The organism is Roseimicrobium gellanilyticum, from assembly GCF_003315205.1.
Lineage (GTDB): Bacteria > Verrucomicrobiota > Verrucomicrobiia > Verrucomicrobiales > Verrucomicrobiaceae > Roseimicrobium > Roseimicrobium gellanilyticum.
The window spans coordinates 317,662-334,097 of sequence record NZ_QNRR01000004.1 but is presented as its reverse complement, the minus strand read 5'-3'; the positions used below and the strand labels follow the sequence as shown (position 1 = coordinate 334,097).

At 60.3% G+C, this 16,436-nt stretch carries 15 protein-coding genes and 1 tRNA gene; 8 read left to right on the top strand and 8 right to left on the bottom strand.

Annotation, left to right across the window (positions count from 1 at the left end):
- Positions 1–6 precede the first annotated feature (6 nt).
- The gene (locus DES53_RS13845; RefSeq protein ID WP_113958860.1) at positions 7–741 is read left to right on the top strand and encodes an RNA polymerase sigma factor; all 735 of its coding nucleotides are present in this window, start codon (positions 7–9) and stop codon (positions 739–741) included.
- Positions 742–796: 55 nt separating this feature from the next.
- Here DES53_RS13845 and DES53_RS13840 read toward each other — a convergent pair whose 3' ends face one another.
- Complete coding sequence (locus tag DES53_RS13840; RefSeq protein WP_147263401.1) at positions 797–1,393, bottom strand: hypothetical protein; 597 nt, start codon at positions 1,391–1,393, stop codon at positions 797–799.
- Between the two features lie 269 nt (positions 1,394–1,662).
- On the opposite strand from DES53_RS13840, the gene DES53_RS13835 reads away from it, so the two are divergent.
- The 3 genes from DES53_RS13835 (at position 1,663) to DES53_RS13825 (ending at position 6,439) form a co-directional block, all read left to right on the top strand.
- The gene (locus tag DES53_RS13835) at positions 1,663–4,203 is read left to right on the top strand and encodes a hypothetical protein (protein ID WP_147263400.1); all 2,541 of its coding nucleotides are present in this window, start codon (positions 1,663–1,665) and stop codon (positions 4,201–4,203) included.
- A 178-nt stretch (positions 4,204–4,381) separates the two neighbouring features.
- Complete coding sequence (locus DES53_RS13830) at positions 4,382–5,170, top strand: ABC transporter ATP-binding protein (protein WP_113958857.1); 789 nt, start codon at positions 4,382–4,384, stop codon at positions 5,168–5,170.
- A gap of 42 nt (positions 5,171–5,212) precedes the next feature.
- Positions 5,213–6,439 (top strand): FtsW/RodA/SpoVE family cell cycle protein, encoded by a 1,227-nt coding sequence (locus DES53_RS13825; protein WP_113958856.1) that lies wholly within the window; start codon positions 5,213–5,215, stop codon positions 6,437–6,439.
- 30 nt (positions 6,440–6,469) lie between these two features.
- Here the strand turns inward: DES53_RS13825 and DES53_RS13820 are convergent.
- Positions 6,470–6,542, bottom strand: a tRNA-Ile gene (locus tag DES53_RS13820).
- Positions 6,543–6,751: 209 nt separating this feature from the next.
- Between DES53_RS13820 and lpxD the strand changes: the two genes are divergently transcribed.
- Positions 6,752–7,813 (top strand): UDP-3-O-(3-hydroxymyristoyl)glucosamine N-acyltransferase, encoded by a 1,062-nt coding sequence (gene lpxD / locus DES53_RS13815; RefSeq protein WP_113958855.1) that lies wholly within the window; start codon positions 6,752–6,754, stop codon positions 7,811–7,813.
- A gap of 41 nt (positions 7,814–7,854) precedes the next feature.
- On the opposite strand, the gene DES53_RS13810 is transcribed toward lpxD, so the two are convergent.
- From DES53_RS13810 to DES53_RS13800, 3 genes are all read right to left on the bottom strand, one after another.
- Entirely contained in the window at positions 7,855–8,433 is a 579-nt protein-coding gene (locus tag DES53_RS13810) for a sterol desaturase family protein (protein ID WP_113958854.1), read from the bottom strand.
- Positions 8,434–8,706: 273 nt separating this feature from the next.
- Positions 8,707–9,225 carry an HD domain-containing protein gene (locus DES53_RS13805; RefSeq protein ID WP_211325543.1) on the bottom strand — a complete coding sequence of 173 codons (519 nt, stop codon included), beginning with the start codon at positions 9,223–9,225 and terminating at the stop codon, positions 8,707–8,709.
- A gap of 103 nt (positions 9,226–9,328) precedes the next feature.
- On the bottom strand, positions 9,329–9,742 hold the full coding sequence (locus DES53_RS13800) for a MarR family winged helix-turn-helix transcriptional regulator (RefSeq protein WP_113958853.1): 414 nt from the start codon (positions 9,740–9,742) through the stop codon (positions 9,329–9,331).
- Between the two features lie 154 nt (positions 9,743–9,896).
- Between DES53_RS13800 and DES53_RS13795 the strand changes: the two genes are divergently transcribed.
- The 3 genes from DES53_RS13795 (at position 9,897) to DES53_RS13785 (ending at position 12,832) form a co-directional block, all read left to right on the top strand.
- Positions 9,897–11,648, top strand: a complete 1,752-nt coding sequence (locus DES53_RS13795; protein ID WP_245958173.1) for a chloride channel protein — start codon at positions 9,897–9,899, stop codon at positions 11,646–11,648.
- A gap of 138 nt (positions 11,649–11,786) precedes the next feature.
- The gene (locus DES53_RS13790; RefSeq protein ID WP_113958852.1) at positions 11,787–12,188 is read left to right on the top strand and encodes a hypothetical protein; all 402 of its coding nucleotides are present in this window, start codon (positions 11,787–11,789) and stop codon (positions 12,186–12,188) included.
- A complete protein-coding gene (locus DES53_RS13785; protein ID WP_113958851.1) occupies positions 12,185–12,832 on the top strand; it encodes a class I SAM-dependent methyltransferase in 648 nt (215 codons plus the stop codon). Before DES53_RS13790 ends, DES53_RS13785 begins: the two co-directional genes overlap by 4 nt.
- Positions 12,833–12,839: 7 nt before the next feature.
- Here DES53_RS13785 and DES53_RS13780 read toward each other — a convergent pair whose 3' ends face one another.
- The 3 genes from DES53_RS13780 to DES53_RS13770 form a co-directional block, all read right to left on the bottom strand.
- Complete coding sequence (locus DES53_RS13780) at positions 12,840–13,184, bottom strand: hypothetical protein (RefSeq protein WP_113958850.1); 345 nt, start codon at positions 13,182–13,184, stop codon at positions 12,840–12,842.
- A gap of 280 nt (positions 13,185–13,464) precedes the next feature.
- The gene (locus tag DES53_RS13775; RefSeq protein ID WP_113958849.1) at positions 13,465–14,763 is read right to left on the bottom strand and encodes a hypothetical protein; all 1,299 of its coding nucleotides are present in this window, start codon (positions 14,761–14,763) and stop codon (positions 13,465–13,467) included.
- A gap of 176 nt (positions 14,764–14,939) precedes the next feature.
- The gene (locus DES53_RS13770; protein WP_113958848.1) at positions 14,940–16,421 is read right to left on the bottom strand and encodes a hypothetical protein; all 1,482 of its coding nucleotides are present in this window, start codon (positions 16,419–16,421) and stop codon (positions 14,940–14,942) included.
- Between the last annotated feature and the right edge of the window lie 15 nt (positions 16,422–16,436).

Sequence of the window (16,436 nt, the reverse complement as noted above, 5' to 3'; positions counted from 1 at the left end):
TTTTCGATGTCCTCCTCCCCCCCGCCTTCGCCGCACTTTCTCACCACGCGCTGGTCCCTCGTCGTCGCTGCCCGGGATGCAGGAGCCCCCGGCTCAGACGCGGCGCTGGAGCATCTGTGCCGCAGCTACTGGTACCCCCTCTATGTCTATGTGCGGCGGCAGGGACACAGCCCGGAGGATGCGCAGGATCTCACGCAGGAGTTCTTCGCACGGTTGCTGCAGAAGCAGTGGATGCATGCCGCGGAACCCTCGCGTGGACGTTTCCGAAGCTTCCTGCTGGTCGCCCTGAAGCGTTTCCTCTTCAATGAATGGGACCGTTCTCACACCCTGAAACGCGGCGGCCGCGTCCAGCATGTGCCGCTGGACGCAGACGATGCCGAGGAGCGCTTTCTCAAGGAACCCGCTGTCTCCGCCACTCCCGAGCGCCAGTTCGAGCGGCGCTGGGCCCTCACCCTGCTGGATCGCGCCATGGCGAGTCTCAAGGAGGAATACGCAAGGGACTCCCGCCTGACAGAGTTCGACACGCTGAAGGATTACCTCTCCGCACCCCGCGGCAGCATTCCCTATCCCGATATTGCTGCCATACTATGCGTACCTCAGGGCACCGCACGCGCCGCCGTTCACCACATGCGTCGCCGGTTCGGCGAACTCTTCCGCATGGAAGTGGCTGACACGGTGTCTGATCCCGGAGACGTGCAGGAGGAGGTACGGTATCTCGCGGGACTGGTGGGCGAAGCGTAGCGGGCAGGCACCTGCTGGAAGCACTTATGATACACCATGATATCCCAGGCTTCCGTCACTCCCTGAGCAGCTTGTCCGAAAGTTTCTCCACTTCCGCCGCCTTTCCTGGCATGGTCGTATCCACGGTCATGAAGTAGGTACCCAGATTGCAGTAGCCACGGAAGCGTACCTTGGTTTCCGAGAGCCACTCGATCTTCAGCAGCGACGGACGAAAGAGCGAGGCACGATCTGGTATATCGTAGAATTCCTTCGACAGGCTGGCAAATGGGTCGAGTACCTCCGGCTGCCAGTCACCTTTCTCGTTCATTCGCAGCAGCCAGATGACCGGCCCTCCATTGTCCGGAGCATCGGCGATGATGCAGAGGTTGGAGGAAGCATTCCACGCCGCATCGGTGTAGCGCGGGTTCGACACGAAGGAAAAGAGCGGTGCGGAATCATCTGAGGCGCAGAGGACCACGGAGCGCATATCGCGAAGGGGCTCACCCACGTCCTGATCAAACCAGGCCACAAGATACTTCTTGTCTGGAGAGTGCCGGATTTCACGCACCGGCTCACCTCCATGGGCGAGCACGGTCATCACGAATCCTAAAATAAGGAGCTGGATGATGGAGCGCACGACACCAGAGAAGCGGTAGACTAGGGATGATTTCACAGGGCCCACGAAGGTACAGGAAAACTTTCCAACCCCCGCCGAAAGATTCAGCGTCACGGGCTGGCTCTCTAGGACAACCACGTGGGATTCAATTGGCTCCAAACAACACGGTATTTGCAGCCAATCTAAATATTATTTCATGACTTTATCTAGTTTTTCTGGCAATCTGATACTTCTGTGGAATGAAATGAATCAATTCGAGCCCTCCAGGAATCCAGCATTCCACTGCTGAAACGAGACCCTCCGCGCCCTGCCAAGCTCTCCCTGCGATGCCTGCTCCCACCCCCTCCCGCACTCCTCAGGACGTACCCCGGTTGACCCCGTCCCGGACCGCTGAGCTGGAGATGATGCAGCCCTTCGGCCATGACGTCTGCGCCTACTGGCGGGACGCGGTGCATGATTCAGAAGTGCCTATGAATGAAGGCGCTCTGCAGTCCCTGCGAGTGCTGGAATCCGAGGGGCGAGTGACCCTCTTAAACGCTCCGCGTGCCGGACATGGCAAGACTCACCTGCTGGGACGAGTGGCTCGCAGACTCCAAGAAGAAGCGATCGTAGCGGGCCTTCCGTGGACCTCTCTAGAAGGTCTTGGATGGTCCGCGAGCGGTCGTGGCATTCTGCAGGACCTGGCCAGGGCTGGCAAAAACCCCACCCTCCTCCAACGCGTGGGTGGTGGTGTGCTGGCCACCATGTTGCGCCGTCTCATTCAGACCGGACGCATTCCCAGCACGGATCCGGTGCAGGCACTCCGTGTGCTTTCACAGGATCCCATGGACCTCTTTCTGGAGGGCAAGAGTGCCAGCGTGATTGGTTCCTGGTTCCGCCGCCACTTCGAGCAGCTTGCCAAGCCCCTGGCAGAGTGCGCCGGTCCCGACGGCTCCGATGCCATGGAAGGCTGGCTGCGTGGGCTCTTCCACTACCTTGAAAACCCCAGCGCCACCGCAGTGGTCGCCTTGGAGAGCCGACTGGAACGCGACGGCGCAGCGGAGATTTCACGCCTCATTCGCCTCATCACCGCGTGGAAGCCCCTCGTGCTGGTGGCGGATCACATGGATGGGATGTACCGCGATCCCGAGGCTGGCGTGGCCATCGCTCGCATGGCACTGGCCTTCGTTTCGATGCCTGGTGTGCACGTGGTGCTGAGCATGAATCAGGACCTGTGGGAGACCACCTTCGGCGGCCAGCTCCCCAGCGCTTTGGAGGATCGCCTGAACTCCTATAGCGTACCGCTCCGGGGACCCACACCACAGGAAGCGCACTCGCTCATCACCCTGCGCCTGCAAGATGCAGGCGTAGCGGAGGACCATGCACGCGGGTTTCTGAATTTCCTGGATCTGGACCGCTTCTTCTACGGGCGTGCCGTGGGCAGCGTATCCGCGCGAGGTCTGCTGCGCCACGCAACGCAGACATGGCGTCACTGGCTCGCCGCAGGTGCTCCCCTGCAGGCTCCGCAATCCCCTCCGGCCACGATGCCCTTGCAAGGCAGGCACCAGCCGCAGCCTGAAATGCCGCTGCCGGACTCCGCAGGTGGATTCCTGCTGGAGGACATGCCCTCCGGAGCATCCGCTCCGGAGTCCGCTGCCGAAGTCGGCAAGCGTCCAGTTCCATCTCTCCCACCACCTGCCGCCGAACTTCCCGCTCCCAAGGAGCAGGAGGCGGAGGCATTTCCATCACTCACGTTTGATGATGAGTCGGACGCGGAGGATGACGAAGCGCTGAAGAAACTCGCGGAACATCTGGCTCAGGACTCGGGTGGGCGTGTCGTGGATCTCTCCACCGGACCCGGCTCTCTGCCCCCGGCCGGTCCCACCCCGCCGCAGGTAATCAATATCGTGCCAGTCCGTGGAGCTGCGACTCCTTCAGCTTCGGAACGCTCCACACCACCGCCATTGCCTCCGCAGCCGGCAGCGACTCCCCCTCCTGCCGAAGTCGGATTGAACAACAGCGCTGCTGACCAGGTACCGGATGCAACAGCTACGGAAGCAGGCGAAGGCTCCAGCTTCCAGCGGCTGCGCCATGCCCTCGCTCGCATCAAGCTCTCGGCAGGGCAGGCCAGCGTATCCACAGACCCCAACAGCTATTTCCGCGCGCGAGACACCCAACGCGTGCCGACACTCGAACAGGCACACGAAAGCGGCCACCTGCAGCCCGCCACGAATGGAGCCGCCGCCACGAGTGCCAGTATCGCAGCAGCGTTACCGCAAGAATCGGCCCCCGTGCCGCCGGACCAAATGCTGTCCCGGTTCGAATCGGCACGACAGGAAATCTCCCGCTCTGGTCGCGCCGCTCAAATTGAGCTGCCAGTGCTGGGCGATCTGGTGCGCCTCGCCGGAAAGCGGTTCCCCGTGGTGAACTACGACGAAATTGAGCTGCCAGGCTTACTGGGCCGCTCCGTGCCACGCTGGACCCTGCAGGGGATGGAAATCGTCTTCGGTCTGGAGGACTACGGCAACACCCGCTACTGGCGCACGATCTCGGCCTACGTCGTGGGCCGCCTTGCGGAGCTCCAGGTACTCGCAATGCAAAGTGGCGAGACGCCTCCGCAGCTCAAGCTCACCCTCTTCAAGGGAGATCTGGAAGGTCCCGGCCTTGCCGCGCTCTTCACGGACGAGGTTATCCCCGCCGCCATGCGCCATCAGGTGGATGCCGTGCATCTCGATGCCCGTGATCTCGCCAGCCTCTACGCCATGCACCAGCTCGTGCGTGACACGGAAACCGGCACCATGCAGGTGGACGCGAACACGGTACTGGGTGCACTGGCAAATGAGCTCGACTTCTTCTGGAAGCGGCTGACGAGACCAAAAGGGAGTTAGTCTTCAGGAAGGGGCACATCCCAGATGTGGAATGCACAGTCCATGTCTGCGGCTGGCGCTGCAGCAGGTTCGGACTGCACCCGGGACAATCACCTGCTGAAAACTCAAAACTGAACCCTATTGACCTCTCTCCTCTTTCCCCCCATTTTCGGGCGCATCAAGCACACCGTCCCTATCCATGGCTACCCTTCTTAGTGTCAAGGCGCTCAAAGTCTGGTTCTCCCTGCGCGGAGGATTCCTCAGCGGACCGGCGGATGAAATCAAGGCCGTGGATGATGTCAGCTTCGACATCGAGGAGGGAAAGACACTGGGCCTCGTGGGTGAAAGTGGCAGCGGCAAGTCCACCGTGGCCCGTGCGTTGCTGAAGCTCATCCCCGTGACGGGAGGCGAGGTGTACTACCGCGAGCGCGAAATCCTCTCCCTGCGGGAGGCGGCCTTCCGCCCGCTGCGGAAGGAGATGCAGATGATCTTCCAGGATCCCTTTGGCTCGCTCAATCCACGCATGACGGTGGAGGAGATCATCGCCGAACCGCTGCGCATTCACTTCCGGCACCTCGATAAAGCAGGGCGTCGCGACACGGCTGCAGCCTTGCTGGAGCGCGTGGGTCTGCCGCAGCAGAGCATGTGGCGCTATCCCCATGAGTTCAGCGGTGGCCAGCGCCAGCGCATCGGCATTGCCCGCGCCCTGGCTGTGCAGCCGAAATTCCTCATCTGCGATGAGCCTGTGAGCGCCCTGGACGTGAGCGTACAAGCCCAGATCATCAACCTGCTGAAGGACCTCCAGGAACAATTCAAACTCACCTACCTCTTCATCGCCCACGACCTCGCGGTAGTGGAGCACATGAGTGATGAGATTATTGTGATGAACCGCGGAAAAATCGTTGAACGTGGCACGCCAGCTCAGGTCTGTGGATCGCCTCAGCACGACTACACTCGCAAATTGCTCGCTGCGGTACCGAAATTGTGAGCCCTCCCGTGGAGCCTTCGCTGAGGCCTGCCTTCTCTTTTCATGACCCCTCTCTTCAGAAAATTTCTCGGCATCAATTGGATCCTGTTCATCAACATGATCCTCCTGCTCTCCTGGGGCGTGTATGCGATCTACAACGCCTCCTCCTTCCGCGAAGGTGAAGCGCTGGCCAGCAAGTGGCGCGACCAGGTGATGTGGGGTGGTGTCGGGCTGGTAGGATTCTTTATCGCGGCGCTCATTGACTACCGATGGCTCCGGTGGGGCGCCCCCTTCCTCTACGTGGCTGGTATCCTCGGCCTGGTGCTGGTGATGAAATTCGCCCCGGAGATCAAGGGCGCCAAGAGCTGGATCGACCTTGGTCCGGTGAACTTTCAGGGCTCGCAGCTCGCTATTGTGGCCACCATCGTGGCACTGGCGGTCATCCTTGGAGATTTGCACCGCATCTTTCCTGCCTTCAGGCACCACTGGCTGCGCTTGGCCGTGGCTGGCGTGGTGTCTTCCGTGCCCATGCTCATGGTGCTGAAGGAACCGGACCTGGGATCCGCGCTGGTCTATGGCCCCGTGGTGGTATCGATGCTGCTCGTGGGAAACATCCCCTTCCGCTACCTGATCACCATGTTCCTGGCGGTCATGTGTGTGATACCCATCGCCTACTTCTTTGGCCTCAAGCCCTACCAGAAAAAGCGCGTGGAAGTCTTCATCGCGATGCTCGCCAACGAAAAGGTGAACATCCAGAACGAAGCCTACATGGCGGACAAGATTCAGATCGCCGTGGGCTCGGCCGGCTTCGAAGGCAAGGGCCCGCTCTCCGTCAAAACGGAGGACCCGCTCACCAAGGAACGCCGCTCCATCCATCGTTCCTTTTACAGCGCCACGGAATCCATCAATGACTTCATCTACTCCGTGATCGTGGAGGAATTTGGCTTCCGCGGTGGGTTGATGCAGATCCTGGGAACAGCACTGCTGCTGCTGCAATGCGTCTTTGTCGCCTTCTATGCCCGGGACAATCTCGGCCGGCTCATCGTTGTCGGTGTGGTGGGCATGCAATTCGCGCATGCCATGCAGAACATGGGGATGAACGTGCTCATGATGCCCATCACCGGTCTCCCCCTCCCCTTCATCAGCTACGGGGGCACCTTCCTCATCATGTGCATGTTCCTCATGGGCCTGGTGCAGAGCGTCTGGGTGCACCGCAACCTCTCTCCCGTGAAAAAATCAGCTTCCTCCTCCAGCCGCCGCAATGAGGTGGAAGAGGATGATGAGTTCTGAGAACTTATTGCCTCCTGCCTCCCAGGGAAGTAGCCCCGGCCGGATTCGAACCGGCAACCAAAGGATTATGAGTCCTCTGCTCTAACCATTGAGCTACAGGGCCAATGCTGCATTTCTAATTTCTATGTAGCCCAACCAGTATGGAGAAGATTCCCGCTGGGGCAAGAAATGATGTCGATGTGTCTCAGGCAAAGCACCTGAGAGATATAGGTGGCACACACGGAGCCGGTGAACATGAACAGGGCATGAAATTAATTCACTCCAGAGGTAAGATTTCCTGCGCAGGAATTGCAGCATGACGGAAGCTTGTCCATGAGCCAGACCTCCTCCCCCCCAAACCGATTTCGCCTTTCTGTGGGAGATCTGACCCAGCTTGTCCATGGCACCTCCCGTTCTGAAGACGCCAAGATGATGGTGGAAGGCTTCGCCTCTCTGGGAGAGGCACAGAAGGGTGATGTCACCTTCTACACAGACGTGAAGCACGCAGCCGCGCTGCGCCAGACGAAGGCCACCGTCATCCTCGTTCCCGAGGACTGGGAGAGCGAACAACTGGGAGTGGCCTTCATTCGCGTGGTGAGTCCTACTGCTGCATTTGACCTTGTAGTGGACCGATACGGGCGCCAGGCACCCGCATTCAAAGCCGGCATCCATCCCACCGCCGTCATTTCAGATAGTGTCACATTCAATGCGGCGAAAGTGTGCATCGGCGCTCACGCGGTGATCGAGCAGGGAGCCATCATCGGCGATGGTGCCACGATTGGCGCAAGCTCATACGTGGGCCATGACGTGACCATCGGAAAGGACACGAAGTTGCACGCTCAAGTGACCATCCAGGATGGCTGTGTCATCGGAGACCGCGTCATCCTTCATTCAGGTGTCGTGATTGGCGCTGACGGCTTTGGCTACGAATTCGAGGCTGGCCGGCATCGCAAGGTGAAACAGAGGGGCATCGTGCAGGTGGACGCAGATGTGGAAATCGGAGCCAACTCCACCGTTGATCGGGCGCGCTATGGCCGCACATGGATTGGAGCTGGCACGAAAATAGACAACCTGGTACAAATCGGCCACAACGTGGTGATCGGCAGGCACTGCATCCTGGTGGCCTGTGTGGCCATCGCGGGCAGCGTGGTGATTGCGGACTATGTGGTCATTGGCGCCCAGGCGGGAATTGCCGGCCATGTGACCATCGGTCCCCAGGCACGTCTCGGAGCTCGCTGTGGAGTCACAAAGGACCTGCCCGGCGGACAGTCCTATCTCGGTTTTCCCGCGGTGCCTGCGGAAAAGGAAAAACGGAAGCTTGCCGGAGTGAGCCGTCTCGAAAAGCTCAATGCCCGCGTACGGGCCCTTGAAAAGATGCTGGAGAAGCTGGCATGACCGCAGCCTCCAGCAGGGTTGCCACCTGAGGCACCACTATCTCAGGCCCGGACCTCACGCGGCTGAACATTCGGCACAGAGGGACCGCTGGCCTGCTTGAAGTGGATCTTCGAACGCAAGAGCAGGGTACCGAAGATGAGGTCCGCGAAAGGCAGCACCACGTTGAAGTTCTTCCCCATGTAGCGGTGGTGCAGCAGGTGATGGCCGTTGAGACGGAAGAAGATGCCGCTGCGTTCCACGACACGCCGCTTGTCCTTCGGCACATGCATGCACCAGTGCATGTACTCATACGCCCCATAGTAGGCCGCGACGGACGCTGTGATGGCCAGCCAGGGAATCCAGGAGCCCATGATCAGGCTGGCGACGGCTGCAGGAATCGAAGAGATGAGGATGAGCACCGGACCATTCCACCAGGCCATGGGAATGATCTCACGATCCTTCTCGTGAATGAGGTGGTAGGTGTGGTCCGCCTTGAACGTACGATGGTGCACAAGGGCATGCGTCTCGAAAGGATAGCGGAACGAACCGACCGGGCGATGCATGACATAACGATGAAGCAGCCATTCCAGCACCGAGGCGTAAAGGATGCCTGAGACAAAGAGAATCGAAAACAACAGCATGTAACAACAGGAGGGCAAGCGGTGCGCCCAGTGTGGGCAACACGTCGCGATTGAGCGTAAAAAGGGGCAGAACGAACACGCTCAACCGCGATCCGGCAGACCTCATTCCGCTGGCAGCGGAGCAGCCTCCATTTTCATGCCCCCAGCGTCACCTCGGATGCCTCAGGATGCGAGAACTTTTCCGGTCGGCACGGCATTTTATTATTCAACGAAAAGCGCCTCGTATGGTCATGTCCATCCCCTTCACGTCCCGGGAAATCTGATGAACTGCCCTCACTCGGCGAACGCCTCGAATATCTCCTCCATCTCCTCCCACAGGTCCTCGCAGAGGCCGATGCGATAGACGGCCTCACGGAAAGCGGAGTGCTCCTTGCGATACATGGCCAGCTTCTTTGCGGCGACAGGATCGCCGCTCTTCACTCCTTTGGCACAATGACGCAAGTTGGCCAGCCGATCTGCGGCCTTCACAATGAGCGCCAGCCTGGTCGCCTGTTCCACCGGCACTTTGGCCAGCTTGGCGTGACTGCGTGCTTTCTTCTCCTCACGCGTGCCTTCCGGGGAATCGGTCAGCAGCTTCACGCAATCACCCACCAACTCGCCGAATTCCTCCGCGATGCTCTCGATTGGCATCTCTGTGTCCTCCACGACATCATGCAGGAAGCCGATGACCTGCGCCGCTGCACCAAAGGGCTTCAGCAAATGCACCACCTGCTCCAGGTGGTACACGTAGGGATGTGTACCGTACTGCTGGGTGCCATGCGCCTGCACGGCAAAGTCGCGAGCGCGGGCCACGTCCTCAGGGCCAAATGATGCCAGGGTATCCTTCACAGGGCTTTTCTGCCATAAGCCCACGCACCGGGCGAATGGAATGTTTTGCAGCCAGACCACCTTCCGGTCATGAGCTCAGCTTTTCCAGCAATGCTCCGAGGTCAGGCCCGATACGGCGCAACTCCTCACGATGCACCGCTGTCAGCTTGTCAAGAATCTCTTCCCCGTGTGCCGTGAGCCGGAGGTTCACCTGCCGGCGGTCCTCCTGGGATTGCTCCCGCTGGATGAGGCGCTCCGCAGCCAGCCGGTCCGCCAGTCCGACGGCACTGTGATGCTGGATCTGCAAACGTTCCGCCAACTCCCCCACCGTCACGTGATCTCGCGAAGGAAATCCTTTGATGGCCAGCAACGCCTGGTGTTGCTGCGGCGTCAGGCCCGCTTCGTGCGCTGCCTCCTCACTGAAGCGCAGGAACTGCCTGAGCCCGAAGCGGAATGCCGCGATCTGCTCATAGTGCGCCTTGGTGAATTTTCGTGTCGGCATCTGCCACCACCCTAAGACGTCGCGCCCTGTGGTGGCAACCGTTGTTTGACATATATCGCATTACGATATATGTATGGCTGCGGCTACCGCTGCGCTTTCCAGCATGTCAGATATTCCCGTCTCAGGTTCCCCCTCGCTCCCTTCCCCTGCATCCGTGCCCCATGCTGAAGGTCCAGCCCTGCGCGATTTCAGCACCACATCGCGAGTCCTCGTACTCTCTGCCATGGCGGTATGCGTGGGTGCCATCGGAGCGGTCGCTGCCTGGGTGCTGCAATGGCTCATCGCGGTGATCACAAATCTGGCCTTCTACCAGCAGTGGTCTTCCGCGCACACCACACCCCAGGGACACGCCCTCGGGTACTGGGTCATTGGCGTGCCCGTCGTCGGTGCGCTTATCATCGGATTGATGGCACGATTTGGCTCGGAGAAGATTCGGGGCCATGGCATCCCGGAGGCGCTCGAAGCCATCCTGCTGGGTCGCAGCCGCATCCAGTTGAAGGTCGCACTGCTGAAGCCGGTGTCCGCCGCCATCTCCATCGGCACGGGTGGCCCCTTCGGCGCGGAGGGTCCCATCATCATGACAGGTGGCGCCTTTGGCTCGCTCTTCGCCCAGCGTTTTCATCTCAGCGCAGCCGAGCGCAAGACACTGCTGGTGGCGGGTGCGGCAGCGGGCATGGCTGCAGTATTCTCGGCTCCCGTGGCCGCCGTGCTGCTGGCGGTGGAGTTGCTGCTCTTTGAGTGGAAGCCGCGCAGCTTCATCCCCGTGGTCATCGCGGCTGCGGTGGCGGCCACCCTGCGTGTGCCCCTGCTCGGTAGTGGTGCCCTGTTCTACATCACACCCCATCAAGCTCTCCCCATCACGGGACTGGCCTTCGCAGCGGGTGTGGGGGTGCTCGTGGGGCTTGGCTCCGGGCTGTTTACCATGCTCATCTACGCAGTGGAGGACGTCTTTCTGAAGTTTCCCATCCACTGGATGTGGTGGCCTGCCATGGGTGCGATGGTCGTGGGAGTCGGCGGCGTGCTGGACCCACGTGTCCTGGGGACCGGCTATGAAACAATCCACGGCATGCTGCGTGGCGAAGTGCTGGGCGCATCCCTGCTCGCACTGCTCGTGGCAAAGGCCGTCGTGTGGTCCGTCGCGCTCGGTTCCGGCACTTCAGGCGGCGTACTGGCGCCGCTGCTCATCCTCGGCGGAGCCATGGGGGCGATGCTGGGACAATGGATCCCTGTGGGCGATGTGGGTCTCTGGGCACTGGTGGGCATGGCCGCGATGATGGGAGGCACTATGCGCGTGCCTCTCACAGCGGTGGTCTTCGCGGTGGAGCTCACGGACGACTTCCACCTCTGCACGGCTTTGCTCATCGGAACGGTGTGCTCCTACGCGGTGACCGTGCTGCTCATGCGCCGCTCCATCCTCACAGAGAAGCTGGCACGCCGCGGTCATCACATCTCCTGCGAATACAGCGTGGATCCCTTCGAACTCGCTCGCGTGAAGGATGTGATGGATCGCAATCCGCCGAAGGTGCAGGCGAGCCTGCCACTTCATTCCTTGATCGACCAGCTGGCCAAGGGCGACCCCATGCTGAACTCCCGCCAGGCCACGCTCCTGGTCGATGAGAACGAACACCTCAGCGGCATCCTCACTCGCGGAGACATGCTGCGTGCCATGGGTGATTCCGGTGCCAGCACACGCAGAGTCTCCGATCTGGGAAGCACTGACCTCATCGTAACGCACCCCGAAGAGTCCCTCCATGACGCGCTAACCAAGATGCTCTCCCGCGACATCGGTCGTCTGCCCGTGGTGGAACCGAATGAACCACGTCGCATCGTGGGGTACCTCGGTCGCGCTGCATTGCTCACCGCCCGACGGAAGCTTCTTGAAGAAGAGCACATCCGCGAGCGATAGGGCACTGTCTTTCGTTCCCGCCATTCAAAACAAATTCCAACCCACATCCAAAACATGCTGATCATCAAAGTCCTTCTCGTGAAGATTGCCCTCGCTGCTGCTGCTGGCTGGGTGATGCTGGCACTCGTCTGATTTGTAATGTCACGCTTCCGCTATCTGCTGGATCCTCTCTGCCTGACAGGGTGCGCCCTGTATGCGCTGAATCGCTGGGCGGTAAAGCCACACACCACAGTCGAGTTCTTCCACTACTACTTCAATGACCTGTGGCTCATCCCCTGTGCGCTGCCGCCGCTTCTCTGGCTGCATCGCAAACTCAGTCTGCGAGCTCATGACAGGTTTCCATCATCCGCTGAAGTGCTGCTGCATCTCGGCATCTGGTGCGTGATCTGTGAAGGCATTGGGCCGCGCTGGGTGCCGGGCACCTCGGGAGACTATCGGGACGTGTTAGCCTACGCGAGTGGCGCCATCCTTGCCCTCTGCTGGTGGCGCTGGCAGGAGAAACGCTCACCAGTTTCCGGTCGTGAACCGCTCAACGCATGAGCTTCGAAGTCCTCGCGCCAATCTATCGACTGATGGAGCGCGTGCTCGCCGGCAGCAAGCTTCACCTCTGTCGCTGTGTTTTCCTCGAACGCATCCCGACACCAAAAAAAATTCTCATCCTTGGCGAGGGACCTGGCCGGTTTGTCGTGGAGTGTGTGCGACGCTTCCCCAACGCCGCCATCACCTGCATGGAGGAAAGCGCCGGGATGATTTCCCAGGCCAAGGCCAACCTCGCACATTGCGGCCTGCCCAGCGACAAGGTCACGTTCATTCAGGCAGACATCCTGAAGTCACCCCCTCCGAATGGGGCCTTCGATCTCATTGTCACCCACTTCTTCCTCGATTGCTTCCAGCCGGAACAGCTTGAAGCCCTCGTCCCCTCCATCGCTCAAGCGGGAACCAAGGATTCGCACTGGCTTCTGGCCGACTTCCAGGAAGCCGCCTCAGGCTGGAAGCGCTGGCGCAGCCGCTGCATCCTCGCGAGCATGTATGCATTCTTTCGAGTCGTCACACGATTGCCTGCGACCTCGCTCACGCCACCAGATCTCCATCTCATGCGGGCTGGTTTTATTTTGCGCGAACGCGTGGAGACGGAATGGGGGTTGCTGAAAAGCGACTGGTGGGTGCGGCCCAATGCCGGCTGACCAGAACTCATGCCATCACTTTCCTCGATCGTTTGAGCGCAGGTTTGGGCAGGGGTCCCATGCTGCCGGCAACGGTGGCCGCAAGCAGTGAGATGATGGCTCCGCTGAAGAACCCAAAGATGGCGCCTTCCAGGTGATAGCGAGCAGGGAGCGAAGCGTCTGGTATGGTCGGTTCGTCTGCCGGCATCGAGGGCTGGGCTTCAGCCGAGTCGGCAACAGGTGTTTCCCATCCCAAGCTCTTGTGATGGGCATAAGCGGCATTGTCCGCCAGCTGCACCGCTCCAAGGCCCGCACACACTAGTGGGAGCCAGCAGGTGAACAGCAGCGTACGCATGAAGTTTTTGCGGTTCATGACACAGGGGTTGTTTGAGGAGACGCATGGCGTCTGACCAAGCATCGCTGCTCCCGGCACCGTGGGATGTCATCAAGTAGTTTGCATTACGCATCCCCTCTGGCTTTTTCGCCATCCGGCGACAGGACCACATGCGAACGCAGCCCGCGTGCACAATTCACACCAGCTCAAGGCAAGACTCTGACAGGCCGCTTTTTGCAACGCGGCACCTGCATCTGGCACCACATGAACGAACCAGAAACGCAAGCACCCGACAATGCCGAATGCCCGACCCCTTCCGCTACTCCAATCCATTCAACCGATGCCACGCCGCCTCTGCGGGGAAGAACTGGGAGTAGTAGAGCTTGTCATACTTGTAGTGCCCGAGCACGGCGCGCACCTTCTCACGCTGTTGCTCCACAAAAGCACGGTCCGGACAGAGCGTAACGACCCATGCGGCAAAAACTGGCTCACGCACATACGTGAACTCCTGGTAGCGTTGCGGTGAGAGCTTGCCCAGCTCACGGACCTGCACCATGGCTACGTCCACGGCTTCCTGCTCGCTGTGCTGCGGCTTCCACCATTGATTCAGCACGCGCCAGTCGTGGTGAAACTTCTGCGGCGTGTCCACCTTGAACTGGCTGTGGAGTTCAAGGCTGTCCGCCGAGAGCTTCGCACTCGCCAGCAATCCCTTTGCAAAAGATGCCTTCAGCGCAGGATCTGTTTCCATTTCCCACAGGGCACGCAGCGGCGCCCCGCTGCTCACGCCCGTCCAGCTATGGCGGTGCTTGGGATTGTCAAAGTGCATGCCCTCCTCGCAAACCTGCAGACGCGTGCGCGCTGGTTCGCCGCCGGGTTCATGCAAAAACTTCTTGTACCGCTCCTCCCAAACCGCTTCACCGGTAAGTTCGTGCATCGCCTTGCAAAGGAAGAGCAGGCGCGGTGCCCCCTCCCACGCGATCATGGCAAAGCTGCCACGATGCGTCGAGGGCGCAGGCTCCTGGCAGGGCATGCGCCAGCCGTTGGAGGCCAGCACGTCCGCCACAGCCTTCATGCGCGCAATGATCTCCTTCTTTTCCTCCGGCTCAGCCATACCGCTCTGCACGTAACGCCACAGGCCATAGAACCACGGGCCAGTCTGGTCGTTGGAGCCCATGGGGTACGGAGTCTTTCCATCTGAAGCGACGCCACGCGCGACGAAGCCGGGTGTATTCCCCACGGAGTTCAAAAGCAAAAGTCCCTTCACCAATCTCCTCGCCTTGGCACGGTCTTCCTCCTTTTTTGTCTGCTTCCAGCGCAGCACCACTCCATCGAGATAACCGCCATTGAACATCGCGCCGTTCTCCACAGGCGTCCACCACGCCAGTGCATTCGGCTTGCCTGCGAGACACTCCTCAGGCGTGGGACGATCATAGGAGCCATCGAGATCCGTGGAATCCAGCATGAGGTCATACTTGTCCATGAACCGCGTCCAGAGCTGCTGGTGCGCCTTTTCCACATTGATGGCGACGGCGTCATCGGAGGCGGAAACATCACGCCCCCATGAGATGCCCAGGAGCGATGGAACAACTGCGAGGAGCAAGCGGCGGCGGCGAAGCATACCCCCTCCTGAACATCGGGAACTGCCGGTTTGCAACTTTCTCCGCGCACGAGGGAGACAAGCAAACGTGATATCACCTCGGCACGGAAGATTTTCCCATCGCGTTGCGACAGGCCCAAGGAACGGGGGGGGCAATAGCTCATCCACCCCGCTTCTGCGCCATCCATGCCCAGGCCTTACTCCATGGTCAGCTCACCACCGACCACCATCACAGTGACTTCGCCTTCAGAGAATCCGCTATCCGTGTAGGAAATGCTGAGGGACAAAGGCTCCTTCTTCAAGGACACCGTCCCCCCGATGCTCTCCAGCACCGCCAACTCCTCCGTCCACCCGAGGTCGGAGCCCTGCTTGCGCAGATCATTCACGGCGTCCTTGGCCTTGCCGGCAGCAACCTTGAAGCTCACGCTGCTGCCTTCCTTCTTCAGTCCGGTGGCCCCTGCGGGCAGCTTGAGTTTCGCCTGGGGCTTCGGAGCGTTTTTCTCCGCAGCGAGTTTCGCCTTCAGCTTCTCACCTTGCTCCTTGGCACGGCGATCCATCTCGGCGAATTGCGTCGGGCTCAGGTATTCCATCTGCACCTTGGTGCCCCCTTCCTTGACATCACTCATGTAGAGCGTGGTCATTGCCTTTTCCGGATTGCGGAAAACGATGAAGAAGCGGCCCTTGTCCTCGACAGCCTTGTCGAGGGTCGCCTGCCATCCGAGCGCCTCCATGGACATGCGATAGAACTTCTCCACGTTCTCACGAGTCGCAGGAGACTGGTAGTCCAGCGTGCCCATCTGGTCTGTGTAGCGCAGATCCTGGGCATCAAGCAATGCCGGAAGGTCCGCGGAGAGCTGTTCGCTATTGAAACTGATCATGGTCTTCCCGCCCTGCGCAGGGGCGCTGGATACCGTGACGTGAAGCAGCACCGCATTCTGCTTGTAGTACTTCGTGTCACCGGCAAAGCCGTACGGTTGCCATCCCGCCGCCTGCAGAAGCTTCTGACAGGTCTCCGCCGTGGCGGCCACCGGTTCACCTGAGGTGTACATGGCGGTGATGGGGCCTTCATACACCTTCGTGAGATTTGGCGGCATGGGCACCTTGGTCAGGTCCACATTGCCGTGATTGTGCATCATCACGTCCACCGTGCCATCTCCGCCCATCGGAGAGACGGAGACAGAGACATTGAAGCCACCACGCTGAAACATGGCACTCGCATATTGATCCGTGACGGCGGTGCCGGGGAGTTCCTTCCAGCCCATCGCTTGCAGCTTCGCACGCTGAAACTCAAAGCCGGACTTCACATCGCCCTTCGCCCGGTAGGCGAGATGGGCAAGGCAACGCTCGCCCGGTCCCTTGTCCACACCCGGCATGATTTCGAACTTCTCGAAGTCCAGCACCTTCGCAGCCTCGGCACTCTTCGCGGGATGATCCAGTGGCGGAACATCAGGGATGACTGGGGCGCTGTTGCCGCTCGCCTTCTTCCCGCCTGAGGAGTCACTTCCTCCAGTGTTCTTTGCCTCCGCCGCAGATGGAGATGACGGAGTTCCACCGGATGATTCACTGTTCCCCGGTTTGCAGGCAGGCAGGGAAAGCAGAGCGCCGCACAGAATGCCCGGCAGGATGCGGGTGCATGCTCCAGGGGTGGAGATGGCGGCGTGGAGGAAAGACTTTTTCATAGGTGTGATTGACGT